Source organism: Lederbergia ruris (genome assembly GCF_018332955.1).
In the GTDB taxonomy this organism is placed as follows: domain Bacteria; phylum Bacillota; class Bacilli; order Bacillales; family Bacillaceae_C; genus Lederbergia; species Lederbergia ruris.
Map to the genome: position 1 here is coordinate 12371 of NZ_BORB01000026.1, position 18142 is coordinate 30512.

General features: G+C 39.0%; 11 protein-coding genes. 2 read left to right on the top strand and 9 right to left on the bottom strand.

Features of this window, described 5'->3' with window-relative positions; genetic code table 11:
• Positions 1-4: 4 nt before the first annotated feature.
• The 8 genes from KI363_RS14230 to KI363_RS14265 all read right to left on the bottom strand — a co-directional run bounded on the left by KI363_RS14230 (position 5) and on the right by KI363_RS14265 (position 11131).
• Positions 5-1480: a gluconokinase gene (locus tag KI363_RS14230; RefSeq protein ID WP_212966733.1), complete on the bottom strand. Its 1476-nt coding sequence runs from the start codon at positions 1478-1480 to the stop codon at positions 5-7.
• Between the two features lie 72 nt (positions 1481-1552).
• Entirely contained in the window at positions 1553-2353 is an 801-nt protein-coding gene (gene larE, locus KI363_RS14235) for an ATP-dependent sacrificial sulfur transferase LarE (RefSeq protein ID WP_212966734.1), read from the bottom strand.
• A gap of 25 nt (positions 2354-2378) precedes the next feature.
• On the bottom strand, positions 2379-3149 hold the full coding sequence (locus tag KI363_RS14240; RefSeq protein ID WP_212966735.1) for an SDR family oxidoreductase: 771 nt from the start codon (positions 3147-3149) through the stop codon (positions 2379-2381).
• 17 nt (positions 3150-3166) lie between these two features.
• A complete protein-coding gene (locus KI363_RS14245) occupies positions 3167-4435 on the bottom strand; it encodes a nickel pincer cofactor-dependent isomerase, group 22 (protein WP_212966736.1) in 1269 nt (422 codons plus the stop codon).
• A 402-nt stretch (positions 4436-4837) separates the two neighbouring features.
• A complete protein-coding gene (locus KI363_RS14250; RefSeq protein WP_212966737.1) occupies positions 4838-7381 on the bottom strand; it encodes an FIMAH domain-containing protein in 2544 nt (847 codons plus the stop codon).
• Between the two features lie 123 nt (positions 7382-7504).
• Positions 7505-8395: a carbohydrate ABC transporter permease gene (locus KI363_RS14255; protein ID WP_158321636.1), complete on the bottom strand. Its 891-nt coding sequence runs from the start codon at positions 8393-8395 to the stop codon at positions 7505-7507.
• A 69-nt stretch (positions 8396-8464) separates the two neighbouring features.
• Complete coding sequence (locus KI363_RS14260) at positions 8465-9424, bottom strand: ABC transporter permease (RefSeq protein WP_158321637.1); 960 nt, start codon at positions 9422-9424, stop codon at positions 8465-8467.
• Positions 9425-9613: 189 nt separating this feature from the next.
• Positions 9614-11131, bottom strand: a complete 1518-nt coding sequence (locus tag KI363_RS14265; RefSeq protein ID WP_212966738.1) for an extracellular solute-binding protein — start codon at positions 11129-11131, stop codon at positions 9614-9616.
• 586 nt (positions 11132-11717) lie between these two features.
• Between KI363_RS14265 and KI363_RS14270 the strand changes: the two genes are divergently transcribed.
• Entirely contained in the window at positions 11718-12386 is a 669-nt protein-coding gene (locus KI363_RS14270) for a YesL family protein (RefSeq protein ID WP_212966739.1), read from the top strand.
• Positions 12387-12469: 83 nt separating this feature from the next.
• Entirely contained in the window at positions 12470-14767 is a 2298-nt protein-coding gene (locus tag KI363_RS14275; protein WP_212966740.1) for a helix-turn-helix domain-containing protein, read from the top strand.
• Between the two features lie 91 nt (positions 14768-14858).
• On the opposite strand, the gene pelA is transcribed toward KI363_RS14275, so the two are convergent.
• Positions 14859-18140, bottom strand: coding sequence for a pectate lyase (pelA, locus tag KI363_RS14280; RefSeq protein ID WP_212966741.1), 3282 nt, complete (start codon positions 18138-18140; stop codon positions 14859-14861).
• Positions 18141-18142 lie beyond the last annotated feature (2 nt).

The following is an 18142-nucleotide window of genomic DNA, read 5'->3' on the forward strand; positions in this document are numbered from 1 at the left end:
ACCTTCAAATAAAATAAGCCGCTAAGTCCTTGCCGAAACGCTCATATTGTTTAAAAATACGTTTGTATTGTTCGTGTCGTAAGTGATTGGGGGAAACTACCTTGCCCGCCGGTAAATTGTCTTTTATTTCCTCGAAGGATCCTACTTTTTCTATGCCAACAAGTGCCGTCCATGCGGCCCCCCATGCTGCACTATACGGCGTGTCTGACAGATGAATCTCTTGACCAAAAACGTCCGCTAAGATTTGCACCCATAAAGAGGATTTCGTTAATCCCCCATTGACACAAATTTTCTTCGGAGGACCAGCTAATTTCTCTAAAGACTGGCCAATTTGGTAAAGATTCAAGACAATTCCTTCAAGGACTGCACGGACTAAATGACCGCGTGTATGGCCTATCGTCAATCCGTAAAAATTACCCTTGGCCCGTTGATTCCATAATGGGGCTCTTTCTCCATTAATATAAGGGTGAAAAATAAGCCCTTCCGCTCCAAGGTCAATCGCTTCCGCCTCATGTAATAGATCCTCTAAAGGTCCTTTAAAAACTAAAAGGTCTTTTAACCATTGTAAAGTGATCCCGCCGTTATTCGTCGCTCCACCAATAATAGAACTATTTTTCGTGAAAAGATATGTAAACGTTTCTTCTGTTTCGTTAACTGCCGCTCCACTGATAAATTGCCGAATCGCCCCACTTGTGCCAGCCGAAATCGCTACTTCTCCCGGTGCGATTGCTCCATCTCCAAGATTCGCTAGCTGTCCATCAGCTGCTCCGATCACAAACGGCAAGTCTTCCGGAATGCCGATTTCTTCCGCAATTTCACTTTTTAGACGAGGCAAACGGGTTGTCGGCGGTACAATTTTAGAAAGTTGTTCTTTCCGTATTCCTGCTAATTCAAGAGCTTCCTCCTCCCATTCTACTTTTTGAATATTTAATAAACCCGTTGCCGAAGCCATCGAATAGTCGATGATCCGTTCTCCAAACCATTTCTCAATGAGATATTCTTGCATGGAAATATGGTACGCCGCCTTCAGATAGGCGTCATCCTTCATTTCCTTCATCCATAATAATTTTAAGAAAGGGGTCATCGGATGGATCGGTGCACCTGTTTTTAAAAAGATTTCCTTTCCTTTCCCTTCTTTCAGGCTCTCCGCCTGACGACTGCTTCGTCCATCAGACCAAATAATCATATTGGATAGTGGTTGATACTGTTCATCCACGCAAATCAATGAATGCATCGCACAGGAAAAACCAATGGCAACTAGATGATCTTGGCCAATCTTTCCTTTCTCTATCACTTCTTTGAGCGCAAAACGCGCTGATTTTTCCAATTCCTGGGGATCTTGCTCAGCCCAATCAGGGTTCGGATAATAAAAGGTATTCAGTCTTTCTGCTTCTGCAATAAACTGTCCGTTTGTATTAAATAATACAGCTTTCACACTTGTTGTCCCTAAATCTAAACCAATCACATATTCTTTTTGCATATTTTCCCATCCCTTATACTGCTTTCGATTTAAATTGAAAGAGAGGAGATTGCGCATCTCCCCCTTCATTTTCTAAACCAACACTTTATTCATACTTCCACTTTTGTAGCCATTCAAATCCATTGTAATATATTTATAGCCAAAGTCTTGTAATTTCTTGGCAATTTTTGCATGATGGTTTAATAAAATCGGCATATCTTGTGGTTCAACTTCGATTCTCGCAATTTCTTCATGCGTTCGAACGCGCACCTGGCGAATGCCTAAGCTTTGAAGATAGGCCTCCGCTTTCTCTACTTTTGTCAGCTTCGCTTGTGTAATCGTTTCGCCGTAGGAAATCCTTGATGATAAACAAGCAAAAGATGGTTTATCCCAGGTTGGCAGTCCCAGCTCCTTCGATAAAGCTCTTATTTCCTCTTTGAATAAGTTGGCTTCTTGCAGTGGACCCCGGACTCCTTTTTCTTTTGCTGCTTTCATCCCTGGGCGATATTCATTCAAATCATCGGCGATCACACCATAGACAACATTTTGGAATCCTTTTTCTTCCATAATCGGAATTAAGTGTTCAAACAAACTATTTTTACAAAAATAACAACGATTGCGATCATTTTCAGTATAACCAGGGATCGCTAATTCTGATGTTTCCACAACAGTATGAGGAACATCAATCCACTTTGCCAACTCTTTTGCTTCAAGCAATTCCTTCGTCGGATAGGTTTCTGAATCGGCCGTTACGGCCAAAACATGCTCTTTTCCCAAAGTGTCCACGGCCATTTTTAATAAAAAAGTACTGTCAACGCCACCAGAAAAGGCGACGACGACTTTATTCATTTCCCGGAGAATAGATGTCAGTTTTTCAACTTTTTTCTCTAGCAAAATACGCTCTCCTTTCACAACCATGTTAGATGGTCATACTGCCAAAACCGCCATCCACGCGGATAAACGTTCCCGTCACAAAGCCAGAAGCCCGATCGGATGCTAAGTAGACGGCTGCTCCTTGTAGCTCTTCCGGTTCTCCAAAACGATTCATTGGCGTGTGGCCCATAATCGACTGCACTCGCTCTTCGCTTAAAATTTTGCGATTTTGTTCCGCCGGAAAGAATCCCGGAATAATTGCATTTACACGAATCCCATGGGGTGCAAATTCTCTTGCTAAAAATTGCGTTACACTATTTACGCCTGCTTTGGATGCCGAGTATGTAAATACTTTCGATAGCGGAGGGCCAGATGAAACAGACGAGATATTAATAATACTTCCTTTTCGCTCCTGTTCGACCATTCGCTTGGCAAAATGCTGAATCGTAAACACAAGCCCTTTCAGGTTTACATCCATAATATCGTCCCACTCATCCACTTCTAAATCAAAGAAAGGAGTTGGACTATTTTTACCTGGAGCATTTAATAAAATATCGTAGCCTCCCGCCCATTCTTCGATTTCATCCGCTACTTTTTTCACCGTATCCAATTCACTCACATCAGCTTGAAACGCTTTGGCTTCCCCACCATTTTCTACAATCTCCCGCACAACGTTCTCAGCTGATTCCATATTTCTGCCGACAACTGCAACCTTTGCTCCATGTTCGGCTAACCCTTTGGCAATCGAGCCTCCAAGGACGCTGTTGCCGCCAATCGCGACAGCCACTTTACCAGTCAGATCAAACAATGAACTCATTCTCTTCCCTCCAAAACTCAAAATAAGTTACCTTTTTCATCAAAATTCCATTCATACAGATCAGATATTTTCTCCATATGCTCATGGTTGTGAACGTCAGGGAGTAAAGCTTCCGATACTTCAATCTCACCGATTTCTAACGTGTTTTTGATACGAACCAGTTTGACTTTCGTAAAATCCAAAATATTACAAGTTTTAATCGCTGCTTGAATCGCAAATTGATCATTCGCTAATGCAGTCGAAATATGGGTTGGACCGACTACTGTCGAAGTTAACCCATTTGCATAGGTGGCATCTCGATTCATTTTATCTACTAATCTTTGGGTCGTGAAATCGGCCGTCCCTACCCCATTCGCATTGCCTTCTGTTTCTTCCGTTAAATCGAGGACAACCATTTTCGATACTTCTGGTCCGCCATAGGCATAAGGGGTCGGGTATCTGCCGGTTATATTCGGGTCCATCCCATCGCCACTAATGTTTTTACCAATTTTATCGATGACTAATACATCAATCTTGTCGAAATAAAGTTTTGGAAGCTGGCTTTTGGCTAATTCTAGTAATTGAATCTCTTTTTCTTCTATTTCATGCGGTTCAAGAACATCAATCGTGTGAACCTTATCAAATGCATTTTCGACCGTGGCTACGGCAAATAAAATCGGCATTTTGGCCAGCGTAATTTTTGCCATAGCGGGAACATGTTCGGCCATATGCTTGAATCCAAGCTGATGGCAAGCTTCCGCCCCCTTCTGTTTCCCCAATCCGATACTGATCATTTTCATAATGCCACTTTCAATCGGACCGCGAAATGCTGTATGCGGTTTTACACGGTTGATGACTACAATCCCATCCGCTTCCGAAGCAATTTTATCAATATAAACGGGTAATCCATTAGGTAATTCACCTAAGCAAATCACTTCCATGGAGGAACGAATTTCCGCCTTTACACTTTCTTCGGTCACGCCAAGATGTTCCAACACGGCTTGTTGCCCTTCAGCAGTAGCGCCACCATGACTTCCCATACATGGAACAATAAATGGCTTCGCCCCAAGCTCTTTTAAAAATTGCACCGTGACGGCTGTCATCTCAGGCAAACGATCTAATCCTCTACTCCCAACAGCTACAGCAATTTCCATTCCTGATTTTACTTTACTTTTGATCTCCTCACGCTGCAATAGAGGTTGTAAAGCGGCCGTTAAATTATCGATTTGGGTTGAATCGAATCGTTGCTTTATTTTTGCCATTTTAGGAATAGGTATATCCTTTACCAGTTCTCTAATGATATCCATGGGTTATTCACTCCGTTTTTTGCCAAATTACGATCAGGCATTCTAACATTTCTTACCTATTCTCATAATAGATGAGCTGCAAAAATTTGTAAACACTTTCAATCTATCAATCACTTCGACTTCCCCTGCTCTTTTTCAAAATGATTAGGAAGAACGATAAGATCTGCATCAAACTTATTCGTAGGCCCCTAATTAACAACGTTGTTATTATCATGCTATACCAAGATTCACAAAAAAACAAGCATTTTTTATCTTTATCAAAATGAGGAAAAACTTCAATAATGTAGACACAGATTCTGCACACTTGGTTCTTTGAGGGAATTATTAGGTAAAGGTGCCCGACAGCAAATTATTCCTAGCCACCGGGACACCTCTATCAACTAATAGAATTCTTCCATTTGTTTATATATTACCTTCCCATTTCTGAATGAGTGAATTGGCATCTGCCTTTAAAACTTCGTATAGTTCTTGAGATAGCGAATTGTCTTTTAACTGATAATCTAGTAATTTCTTGAAACTTTCCATATGATTTATTACTTTCTCCCCCGCCGCTTTTTCCTCAAATTCCCCTATAGCCGTCAAATGAAGTGTGAGGGAACGATACGCCTTTTCAGATAAAACCGCCTCATGCTCTTCAAGGGTCGAAAGCATAGTAGCGGTTGTAACATTATTATGCTGTAGTGAAATATTTGAAAATTCAGCCGTATTATAGTTGACAAGCTGACTAGTATCCTTGGCGGCATCCACAGCAAAACCTATATATACCTTCTTTTTCATTGAGATTTTTATATTACCGACTTCTGTCCAGTTTATCCCATCTTCTGAAGCATACCCTGTTAAAATTTCCCCTTTTCGTTCAATCTTTAACCAATAGGGGATATCCCTTCCCGGCAAGGTAGGAACCCCTTTTTCCTGAGGACGATCATATTCCATTGGGGCTAGAATATTCTCTCCTTTTTTCGCTCGTGTAGAGAAATGAACGGCATATAATGTATCCTGTTTATCCGCTTTTACAACAGAAGTACTAATAATCGCTGTTGGAGAATCAGCTGAGAGTTCTTCACGAATCATAAGCCCAGAAATAGCATTATTACTCACTTTGGTCAATGAATCAATTCTAGCCGTTAAAGATCCATCTCCCTCCAATGGTTGATAAGCAAATTGGAAGGAATCAAAATCCTTTTCAATCCTTCCTGCCCCTTTTACCTTTAATCCTTCTTCTGTGAGGGTAGCATTTCCTTCAATCCCTACTTTGCCAATATCTTTCGATTTCCAATCGCCACTTTGATTTTTCGTATTGATATGAATCGCTATGGACGTTGTTTGGGTTTCATTCCCATCCCGATCAATTGCTTTAGCGGAGACATACCAAGTGCCTTCAGGCGCATTTTCCCAATCAAATCCAAAAGATCCAGAAGTCGATTCACCGATTTTTTGGTCATTTTGATAGAATTCTACCTTTTTTATATTCTTTTTATCATTAAGGTTTACACTGAAATTCACTTTATCTCCCGTTTTGAATACGCTGTTCGGCCGAGGAGAAGCTAAACGTATATCAGGATTTTGCGGTTCATAGTCAATATCCACAAGGGAGTGTAAGTATAATTCTAAATTCGAATAACCTGATGCTGTGATTTCTTTGCCATCTTCGGGATTATTAGGATCAAGTCCATGGGCAAGTTCCCACTCATCTGGAATCCCATCGTGGTCTCGATCAATCGGGACCTCTTCCATTTTTAATTCAGGCAAGCCACCTACTTCATATTCATGATTAATTGTTCTACCTGTCCCATGTCTTACATCATTCACAACGCGCGCATCTACTGCGTCCCTTCTTGGAAAAGTAGCCCCCGCTTTGTTTAGCACTTGTTCATAGGCGTCCTCCGCCGATTTTATGTCTAATTCCTGATGTCCTAAAACATCAAATGGAGTATCAGAGAAACTCACGCCTGTTTTAATCTCTTCAATCCCTAATGTGTTATCAGCTGTCACCGCTTCGTTTCCTACCATATAGTTTCCAGATACGTGAAACCAACTTGGTGTTCCATCCTTTCCAGGACTAATTATTCTTTTTAGAACTTTTTCATGAGTGGCCGGGCCTGGTTTATAGTAATTATTCATCACATTATTTTTCTGGTTATCGCCGCCATAGGTTGAATTGAATCCCCAGTTATAGATGACATTATTCACCATGTCCGCTTTTGAAATTGGGTGAAGGCTGTTTCCTGTGTTTCCAAGTGCTGGATTGCGGCTAATATGACTAGCAATTAAATTATTTGAAAAAGTCGCGTTTTCACCACCCCAGATTCCTCCATATCCATGTCTCCCTTTGGCATGACCCGAGATCGTTAAGCTTTCACTAATGATACTCCATTGGACGGTTGTATTTTCATTTCTGTAAAAGGACAAGGCCTCATCGATTCCCCAACTTGCCGACACATGATCGATGATCGCGTTTTTTACATCCCGACCTTCAAAGGCATCAAATTCGACATGACTGTTGACGCCGCCTGGTCGAAAACGAATATAACGAATGATAATATTTTCAGAACCCCCTATATCTGTCCCATACCCTGTAATCGTTATTCCATCTCCAGGAGAGGTTTGCCCTGCAATCGTCAAATTTTTTTGTTTAATCCGTAATCGTTGTTTTAAATGGATTGTCCCTGATACTCTAAAAACAATCGTTCGATTACTCTCACTAACAGCATCACGTAGTGAGCCTTTAATGGGGGTTTCTTCCTCACCGTAATCTTCTAAGGTTGTTACTTCATAGACATCATAGCCACGACCCCCACTTGCATATTTCCCTCCACCTTCAGCTCCGGGAAAAGCAAGCACTTCTTCTTCATGATTTTCTTTCCTCCCTGATTCAGCCATTATTTTCTCTCCTGAAACAGGGAGTAACAACAAAATAACAAGCACCATCAAAAATCCTTTCTTCATAAACCATCACTCTCCTCCTCTGAATTTTCCTTCCAATCGTGGATGGAGGAAGGGCAAGGGGTAAAAATCCACGATCGCCCTCTCCCTTCTTTGAGGTTTCCTTCGCCAAGATAGGAGGATCCGTTAACCCTTTACAGACCCTAACAACGCCCCTTTGGCAAAATACTTTTGCAAAAATGGATAGCATAATAAAACAGGCACGGTCGCGACAACGATTGTCGCCATTTTGACTGTTACTTCTGGTGGCGGAACATCTGTATAGGCAGCCCCATCATAGTTCATACCACTTGCTAGTACAACGATTTGTCTTAGTAAAACTTGGACAGGCCATTTCGTTGAATCACTTAAATAAAGAATGGCATGCATATACGTGTTCCAGTACGTGACTGCATAAAACAAAGAAATTGTTGCAATCGCCGGTAAGGAAATGGGAATCACTATGCGAAAGAGAATACTAAAGTCATTGGCTCCATCGATTTTCGCGGATTCTTCAAGTCCTGCAGGTAAATTCATAAAAAAGCTTCTTAGAATGATCATATTAAAAGCATTAATCGATACGGGGATAATCAGAGACCATAACGAATTTAACAGGCCTGTTTGTTGAACGACTAAGAAAGTAGGAATCATCCCCCCATTAAACAGAAGAGTAAAAACGATTATGAAGTTGATAAATCTTCGTCCGACTAAATCTCTACGTGACAATCCATAGGCTGTAAGCGTAGACAATAACATACTCCACACGGTGCCACCAACTGTAATCATAATAGAAACTAATAAGGCCCTAAAAATCGTATCCGTTGAAAATATATACCGATAAGCATCTAGACTGAATTTAGTTGGGAATAATAGAAACTTGCTGCTTGCGATTTCTGCACTTGTCGCAAAAGAACTCCCTACGACGTGAATAAACGGCAAAAATGTAATGAACGCAATGAGGAATAATAATGTGTTATTCACCGCATCAAAAACTCTGCTTCCCGCAGACACTTCATTTGGTTTACGCTTCTTTTTCATTTTCAGCACAAGCTCCTTTCTGGATGTTGTTCAAAATTGTACTTTTCTTTTTGACCAGACATTTTTAACTTAATAGATTCCTTCTTCTCCAAATTTCTTCGCTAATCGATTGGCAAAAATGACCATCACGAGACCAACAGCTCCTTTAAAGAAACCAACCGCTGTACTGTAACTAAATTGACCTTGTTGTAACCCCGCCACATAAACATACGTATCAAAGATTTCAGCCACTTCACGGTTAGATGCATTCAACAATAGATAGACGTGTTCAAATCCAAGCTCAAGCACATCGCCAATTTTCAAGATTAATAGGACGATAATCACACTGCGAATCGCGGGTAATGTAATATGCCACATTTGTCGAAAACGATTGGCCCCATCCATTTTTGCTGCTTCATATAATTGCGGATCAACTGCTGTAATTGCGGCAAGGAAAATGATCGTTCCCCACCCTGCTTCTCGCCAAATCACTTGGATAATGTACATCGGCCGGAACCACTCAGAACTTAACAGAAAATTAATTTTATTAAAGCCTAAACTTTCCAGAACCGAATTAACAATGCCTCCATCAAGCGTCAGCATCACATAACTGATGGAAACGATTACAACCCATGACATAAAATGAGGAATATAAATAATCGTTTGCACGCCTCTTTTGAAAAAAGCATTTTTCACTTCATTTAACATCAAAGAAATAATGATCGGAATTGGAAAATAAATAAAAATTTGTAAAGCAAATAAAACGAGTGTATTTTTAAAAATCATCCAAAAGTCTGAACTTGTGAACAATCTTTCAAAATGAGCAAATCCTACCCATTCACTCCCAGAGATCCCTAGGTATGGCTTGTAATCTTGGAAGGAAATAATCAATCCATACATCGGGATATATTTATAAATAATAAAATAAATAATGCCCGGTAATATCATTAAATAAATAAGTTTATTTTTTTTAATCCGTTTAAGCATTTCTGCTCTTCTTACCTTTTTAACATTTTCAATCGGTTGATTTTCTGCTAAAGCTGTTTTCATTTTCAACTCCCTCTCTAAAAGTGTTTGTATGCGTGTGATGCAAATAAATCGTACGTGATCTAGTGAATATCGTCTATAATCATTTTGTTATTTCTTTCCATCGTAAAAGAAAATGATTATCCCCTTATCCTTTCACTAGATAAGGAAAAGATGACCGTTCCACTATTCAGTCATCTTTTCCATCACACATTATGAATTCGATTCATTAAACTCTTGGATAATTTTTTCTCCGCCTTCTTTTTTCCATTTTTCAATCGCCTTTTCAAAACCAGCTTCATCTGTCTGACCTAAAATATATTGATAGGTTGCATCTGTTATAATTTGTTGTAAGCGAGCACCGTCTTGAATATAAGTCTCGGAATCGAGCGTCACAGTAGGATCATTAATCAAATAATCCTCATTATCGACAAATAATTCTTCCGATTTTGCTTTTGGTTCATAATCAAAATACCCTTCATATCGACCATTTGTTTCAGGTTCACCAATTTCAAGTGCTTGGTAAGGTTTCACTTCACGATCAAATTTCGCCTGATCCTCAACAGGAAGCGCGCCACCATCCTTCACTGTATAGGTATCATCTTCAATCCCCCAGTAAAGTGTATTCGCTAGCTCTGGGTCCATCAATTTGTCAAAGAATGCAAGGATTTGCTTTAAATCTTCCTCTGTTTTTACGGCGCTTTTCGGAAACATGACTAAATTTCCATATCCTGGAATTGACCAAATACCGTACTCTCCATCTGGGCCTGCTATTCGATTATGAACATCTAAATCAACATCTGGATTAATCGCTGCCGCATCGCTATAAAGGCTGCCTACATCACTCATCGCTCCAACATAAATTCCAGCTGATCCATTTTTGAAAAACTCTTGTTGATCCACTTTACTTGTCACAGGAAAGTCCTTGTTGATGTATCCGTTTTCATGCATTTTTTTAAAAAAGTCCATGGTTTCTTTATATTCCGGGAACATAAATTCAGGTAATAACTCCCCATCCTGTTCTCCCCAGTTATTCGGTGTGCCGAACCATGAAGCAACTGTTTTAAACGCACCATAGATCAGATCATTTCGATCCGTTACACCAAAAGTGTCGTCTTTTCCATTCCCATCTGGATCATCTTCTGTAAAGGCTTTTGCCATTTCGAAAAATTCCTCTGTTGTCGTCGGTGCCTTCAATCCTAAGTTATCGGCCCAATCTTTTCTATATATAATACCTTGTCTTGATAATGGACGTCCTTGATATAACGTATAAAGCTTTCCATCGACTAAAGTATTATTGATGACTTGTTCTTTTAATTTACTTAGATTTTCATATTCATCTAAATATGGCCCGATTTCCCAAAATTGCTCATCGCGAATCGCATCTTTAAATTGAATAAATGTGTTTTGATTCTTCATAAATACAGCTTCTGGAAGTGAATTTGTAGCAAAGGCTGTATTAAGCCGATCCTCATAATTATTGTCTGGAACCCACTGCATTTCAATTTCTGTATTTGTCTTCTCTTCGATGATGTTTAAAACTTTTTCATCTGGAACTTCTGGTGTATGAAGATTGGCCATAATTGAAAACTTAAATGGACCATCTTCTTTTTCTTCTCCATTTCCGCTTCCTTCATTCTTGGAAGTATTTTCGCTCTGATTACATCCAGCCGCAACAATAAGGAACAAAGATAATATTCCTACAAGCCATAACTTCTTCCTCAAGAGCATTGAACCACCCCTCCTATTTTCTTTTTCAACATTCATTCTATTTTAAATGAGGATCATTGTATATAATCACTTTCTCACTCTTTAACAACGTTTTCAAAAACCGGTTATCTCAAAAATTCTTCCTCCCTATAAAACAGTGAAATAATCATTATCTCTTCCTTTATTGATCATTCCTTTAGTAAAAATACGGCAAATTTTTCTAAATAATCATTTACATTTAGAAGTATCATCTTCTCATTTCCTAACCAAATTTTAGAAAATTATCATTTTTTCATGTTATAATAAGAAAAGCGCAAGCGCCCGTTTAGCGGCGTACAAATTTTTTTAGTAAAGGATGAACGGCTAAAGACGCGCCGTCCTGGCGCAACGCCGTTCTGACCAACATCCTGTTGGCCTGAGATAAAGGAAACACGATAAGCCCAGAGGGCGAATCGATGTTGACTTATCGTAGGAAGGTACCGAAAGTTTGCTAGCAGCTAGGAGTCGGAGCTGGATGATACAAAAGCGCAGACGACTGTTTTGATTGGATTTGATTTATTTTTATTTACAATTGAAAACGTTTTATATTTGTTTGGAGGTTATATAAGTGGAAATTGAAGGGATTTGGGGTGGCCTTTATAAAATATGCCTTTGGGTAACGCGGGTCGCCTATCTTAATATTTTGTGGGTTCTATTTACTTTACTGGGACTTTGCTTTTTTGGTTTCATGCCAGCAAGCATTGCCTTATTTACCATTATTCGCAAGTGGATTTTACAAGATACAGATATTCCTATTTTCCAAACATTTTTCCAAACGTTTAAACGCGACTTTTGGAAAGCGAATTTATTGGGGCTGATCATTCTCTTTATAGGGGCGATTTTATATGTGGACCTACAATATGTCGGTTCGATTGTGGATACGCCCTACTATGCACCACTGTTAGGATTGCTTTTCCTTGCAGGTATTTTATATCTTTTATTTATTCTCTATATTGGTCCTGTTTTTGTTCACTATGAGCTTCGCATTGGGCAATACATTAAATATGCCATCATGATCGGCATTACTCAGTTACATTTTAGCTTGATGATGATCGTTTTGCTCTCCGCTCTTTACTATCTCACCATGAAATTTCCCGGTATCTTGCCATTTTTAAGCATTAGCTGTGCAGGTTTTATCATCATGTGGAGTGCCAATCTCGCTTTCAATCAGCTCTTAAGAACAAAAGAGAAAGTGTCTGGAACTTTAAACGGTTCTGAAGAAATCAAGGATACATAGTAGTCAACAAAAGTGGAACAACGGCTAAAACCGAGGACTTGCATTCTGCAAGCCTCTTTGAAAATAGAAAAGGGTAGATCTATATGAAAACGAAAACCTTTAAACATTTCTATAAATTGATTACCTTATTAATCATTTTAGGTACTGTTCCCGTTATTATTGTTGGCATTTTTTCCTATTGGAAATCCTCGCAAGTGATTGAGGAACACTCCGCCCAAGAAAAGATTCAAAATGTCTATCAAATTCAAATGAACGTGGAACAAGTATTGAAAAATATCGACCATTCTGTCACCTACTTTTTGAATTCACCACAAACAAAGCAAATTATTCGATCTCCCTTATCTGCTGATCATTTTAAAAAATATCATGAGATCAAGCAGGAATTAAATCATTTACAAACAGTTGACACGGGGATTGAAGATATAGTTCTGGTTAATTTAAGAGATAATTGGCTCATTAATAATAATGGTCTTGCTCATTTAGATGAAGATGAAAAAGAACTTATTCTCTCTAACTATATGAATCTCCCTGAATCCTCTACATGGATTCAAGAGGATTATGAACAGATTAGCTTAAATAATGATGCGAAGAATTCCTGCTCACATTATATTAGTCTTGTGAAAAAGTTGCCTTTTACTAGCACTGATAAAACAGCTGTCGCTAGCGTTTTAGTTCCGAGCTGCAGTTTAACAAAGATCATGGAAAAAAAGGTTGATTCTGAATTTTATATGATTCTCGATTCAAATCAGCAAATCATTGCTCATAGTAATCCCAAGAAAATAGGGGAAACGTTCGGCAATTCTCAAGAAATATTAGCGGCTATTGATCAGGAATCCGGACAATTTAATCAAGATATCGAGGGAACAGATTATAAGGTTACTTATCAAACTTCTCGATACAATCATTGGATCTACCTTTCCTTTATTAAGATGAGTGATCTGAATAAGCAATCAAGTTCGATTGGCTGGTTAACCTTCCTAGTCTGTTCTATTTTACTTATTATTTCTTTAATTACTTCTTTCATTGGAAGCAGACGAATGTATCAACCCATCCGCCAATTATATAAACTCGCAGGTGATAAATTCTCTTCAAAAGAAGATCATGCTCATTCACATAAAAATGAATTTGAGCTCATTGAAACACATATTGAACATTTGCTGGATAAAAATGTGGAATTGGAAGGTCGTTTACAAAGCCAAGTCACACAATTAAAGCAATTTTTTACGATCCGCCTATTACAAGGAAAAGTTCACAAACAGGAAATTTCGAACAAACTTGTGTCTTTCAATTATCCTAAAACTTGGAAGCACTTAACTTTATTTGCCTTGCAAATCGATGCACTGGATCAAACAAAATATAATGAAAGTGACCAGGATTTATTGCTGTTTGCGATTAATAATATGATGGAAGATTTGTTTGAGATTGATCAACGTTTCACTCCAGTAGTAATCAACCATACGCAAGTAACGATTTTATTGGATCATTTCGATTCTATGGAGGAATATACGCATTACATGAATGAACAAGCTCAATTCATTCAAGCGGAAATAAAGGCAGCGTTTGATTTACCTGTTAGCATTGGCATTAGTCATCCATTTCAGTCTTTATCAGCGGCCAAAGAAGCCTTTAAAGAAGGGAAAGAGGCATTAAAATATCGTTTTAAATCGGGAGCAGAGTCGATTATTTTCTTTGAAAATATTAATCAGAACTATCAATTTACAACACCGTTCCCAACCGCTATTAAAAATCATTTATTTGATGCCATTAAGGTAGCCGATCGTGAAAAAGTGGAGCTGGAGTTTGACCGTTTTTTCCAAGTATTAGCGCGTAAGAATTTTCATCATAATCATTTTTATATTATTATGACTCGTTTGCTCTACGAATTGATTGAGTTAATGCAAATCTTGGGCGTTCATATAAAAGGACTGGATGAACGAGCGTTTTTCGCGGAAATAGAGCAGTTAGGTACATTAGAGGAAGTGCAAAAATGGTTCAAACAGCAAATCATCTACCCACTGATAGAAAAGGTTGAGGAGCGGACAGAATCAGAAAACAAGTCCTTATCAGATAAAATTGTGCATATTATTCATCAAGAATTTGATACGGATATTTCGCTAGATTCGATTGCGACACGCTTGCATTATAACCCCAATTATTTAAGTAGCATTTTTCAAAAAGAAATGAATGTCTCTTTCAGTGAATATTTGATCATGTATCGGATTAGCATGGCAAAACAATGGCTCGTGAATACCGATATCTCAGTCAAAGACATTGCGGCAAAATTGCAATACAATAACTCGCAAAATTTTATTCGATCTTTTAGAAAAATAGAAGGGATTACACCTGGGAAATATCGGACCCAGCACAAACGGGCGATTTAGATTCCATCAGATTCGTTCACACCTCCTAGTAAAACTGGGCCCTTAAATAAATCAAGTGGAGAAAAACTTCTCTCCACTTGATTTGTTTTTATTATTCCTCTGTCCATTTCTGAATGAGTGAATGAGCATCTGCTATTAAGTCATCGTACAGTTTTTGAGAAATCGAGTTTTTTTCCAACTGATCATCGAGTAATTTTTTGAAACTTTCCATATGTTTGATGACTTTTGCAGCCGCTCCCTTTTTCTCAAATTGACTAACAGCTGTCAAATGAACCGTCAGGGAGCGATAATCTTTTTCAGAAAAATCTTCTTGGTGATCCTCAAGGATTGAAAGTAGATGGGCTGTATCAAGTTCATCTAAGGTCAGTAACCCGTTAATCGCTGATTGTAAAGCAAAAATCGCCGCGGCTAGTTCTTCTTCTGTTTTTATTTCCTCTAACGCTTTCTCTGCTGCTGAAATGGCCTGTTGTAAGGCGGTATACGTTGTTTCTGTATATTTCCCATCATTCTTGATTGATTTTGCTTCATCTATCAAGGTCTCTAGCTCAGAAATGCCTTCTGGCGGTTCTTGTCCTGGGTCTTCTTCTCTTGGATCCCAACCTTTTAATACATTTTTCACTGTCCAATTAGCAGCTTCTTCATCAGATAGTTGTCTTCTTGACTCGTTGATCACGGCACCTGGGCCATAGTTTTGATATTCATATAATCTTGCATCTTTTGGCTCCAATCCACTCATAGATGTCCAGCCATCCTTATGAATATGCTCCCCTAGTTCGCTCTTCATCACTACTACACTACCAATCGCATTTGTATTTCCACCAGCAGGCCATGGTCTTCCTAGATAGACAGTCCCTGGAGCTGCATCACTCGTAAATTTACTATTTAAGAACAACATACCATACTCATCTGCAAGGAGTGTACTAGCCGCCGTAATATAGCCATTGTTTGTATCAGAACCACGATCCAAGGAGTGAATGATAGAATCCTCAAAAACCACCCTTGCTGCTCCAAAAATAAAATCAACATCCCCCTCTACATATACTTGTGTATAATATTGGGTGCCTGAGTTGGTTAATAATGTGTCTTGATTTCCAATAAATCGTACATTTTTAAAATACATACGGTCACCTCTAGCGTTAACAGCTACTGCTTGTTTTCCGTCTACATCTGCCGATTCGTCGAATGCATTTTCAAAAGTAAGATTTTCTGCTCGAAAATCATCTGCTTGTAAAAAGACGCTAGCACTTCCACTCGTCCCAATGGTTCCACCAACACCGTTGTCTTTGCCCGCATAATTATCATACGTAATAACCGTATCGTCCATGCTTTCTCCAATCATGGTAATATAGGGTTTATTTTTGGGCACTTTGACCACTTCTTTATAGATACCATTTTTTATATAGATGGTAACAGGTGTTGGATTATTTTCTGGAATCGCATCAATCGCTGATTGGACAGTCTCGTAATCCCCGCTTCCATCTTGGGAAACAGTAAATTTGTCATCAAGATCCTCCATCTGTTTGATCTGTCCTTCGAGTTTCTTAATCTCCCCCTGTACAAGCGTTCTTTCAAACGAATCAACGGAATTTGTATTACCTACCTGGACAAATACCTTATTCGTAAAATAACCTGTTTGCTGGGCGATATCTAGTAACTTCGTCGCCCAATTACCACCCCAGGCGTAACCGTTTCTACGTTCCTCTTCAATTTCCATAATATCATGCTTGATAATCCCGTCCCGACCAGAGAAAATCGGTTTATTCGTTCCGATTTCGTAAAACCGATACCATGCTGTTGAATTGGCATCTTCCACAAAATACTCGTTATTCGGGTCACCATTTATATAGCGGGTGTTTTCAAGTTTTACTTCATCGAACCACTCCAATGCTGCCAACACTGCTTGATTGATCTCTTCCGTTTGTGGCCTAGACATCAAATAGCGAATAATGCCCACCGATTCTGAACCAGAAATGGATGGATGTTCGTAGGCACGTGCTCCCCTTGGCTCATACGTTACGGGATCATGTTGAGCACACCAGGCCAGCAGCTTCCCATCTACCTCAATTTGCGCCTTTAGTATATAGTCAACGGCTAAATCAATCGATTCTTGAACTTTTGTACGATATTCTTCATTAATTAGATCTGAAGCAAACGGATATCTTTTTTCGACAATCTGATCCATCATCTCCAGAACATTAATCATCGCTTCATCATTAAATGTGACATAATCAGAGTAATTCCCTCTTTTAGGGTACACTTGTGCAAACCCACCAGTTGGATATTGCAATTTAAATACGAAATCCATTCCCTTCTCAATACTTTCTTTATACCTAGGATCTTTTGTTTCTTGATAAATTTGTGCTAAAAATAACATTTCAGAAATGGTCGCATCATTGTCGATCGTCCCTAACTCCACACCATCCTTCACCCATTCAGAACGGGGTTCCTCTCCATCCCAAGGGCGTGTATATATATGGGACCAATTCTTTGTCCAACCACCATGCTCCATTTGCCACGTTAACAAATTATTAGCCTTTTCTATCGCGTCATCAAGATCCCCTGAAAATCTCATATCATCGATCACCTGCTCATATTCGCCATTTTCATTCCATTCATCCAAGCTGTGTACAATTAAAACCGTTTGCCCGAATTTATTGATGCCTTTTGCGGCTTTATCAATTCTCAATTTTTTAAATCCTGGCGACATTCCTTCCCAGCTTTTTGTCGGTACCACCACCTCTAGATCATTAAAATCAAATTCCTCAAAATCACCATTTAGTGTAACAGCAAGTAAATTTTTGTCTATCGCATGTACGCCAACCATATGAACATCATCTGACATATTGTCCGTTTTTAAAGGGGCAACGAGCTCTCTTGCCTCTCCCCAAGTTAATCCCGTTGAATCAGCTGGACGAACGGATTCTTCTTGTAAATGGGCAATGATTTGCTCAGCCTCTTCCTTTGTGATTGGTTGATTTGGCTTTATTTGACCATTGTCTACAAGAAAGTCCGTATATCCTGCTTGTTTCGCGGCTTCAAGCACATAGGCATCCCATTCATCGAGAGAAACTTCCCATACAGTCGTTTCATTGCTGAGATGTTTAAATTTCTCCGTTTTCACAAATCCATAAGCATCATTGATTAATGACATAAATTCTATTCTTGTTATAGGCTGATCTTCATTTGCCTGTTTTTCAACAATCATCCCTATCTCCTTTAGTTTTTTTAACTGCAATCCGGAAACAATCTCTTCTACTTCCGTGTACACTTCAAAATTCGCCTTAGCTTTGACCACTTTAAAAGGTAAAGTCGGAAACATAATGGACATGGTTATACAGATTAAGACCATCATTCCTACACGCTTAAAATTCATAC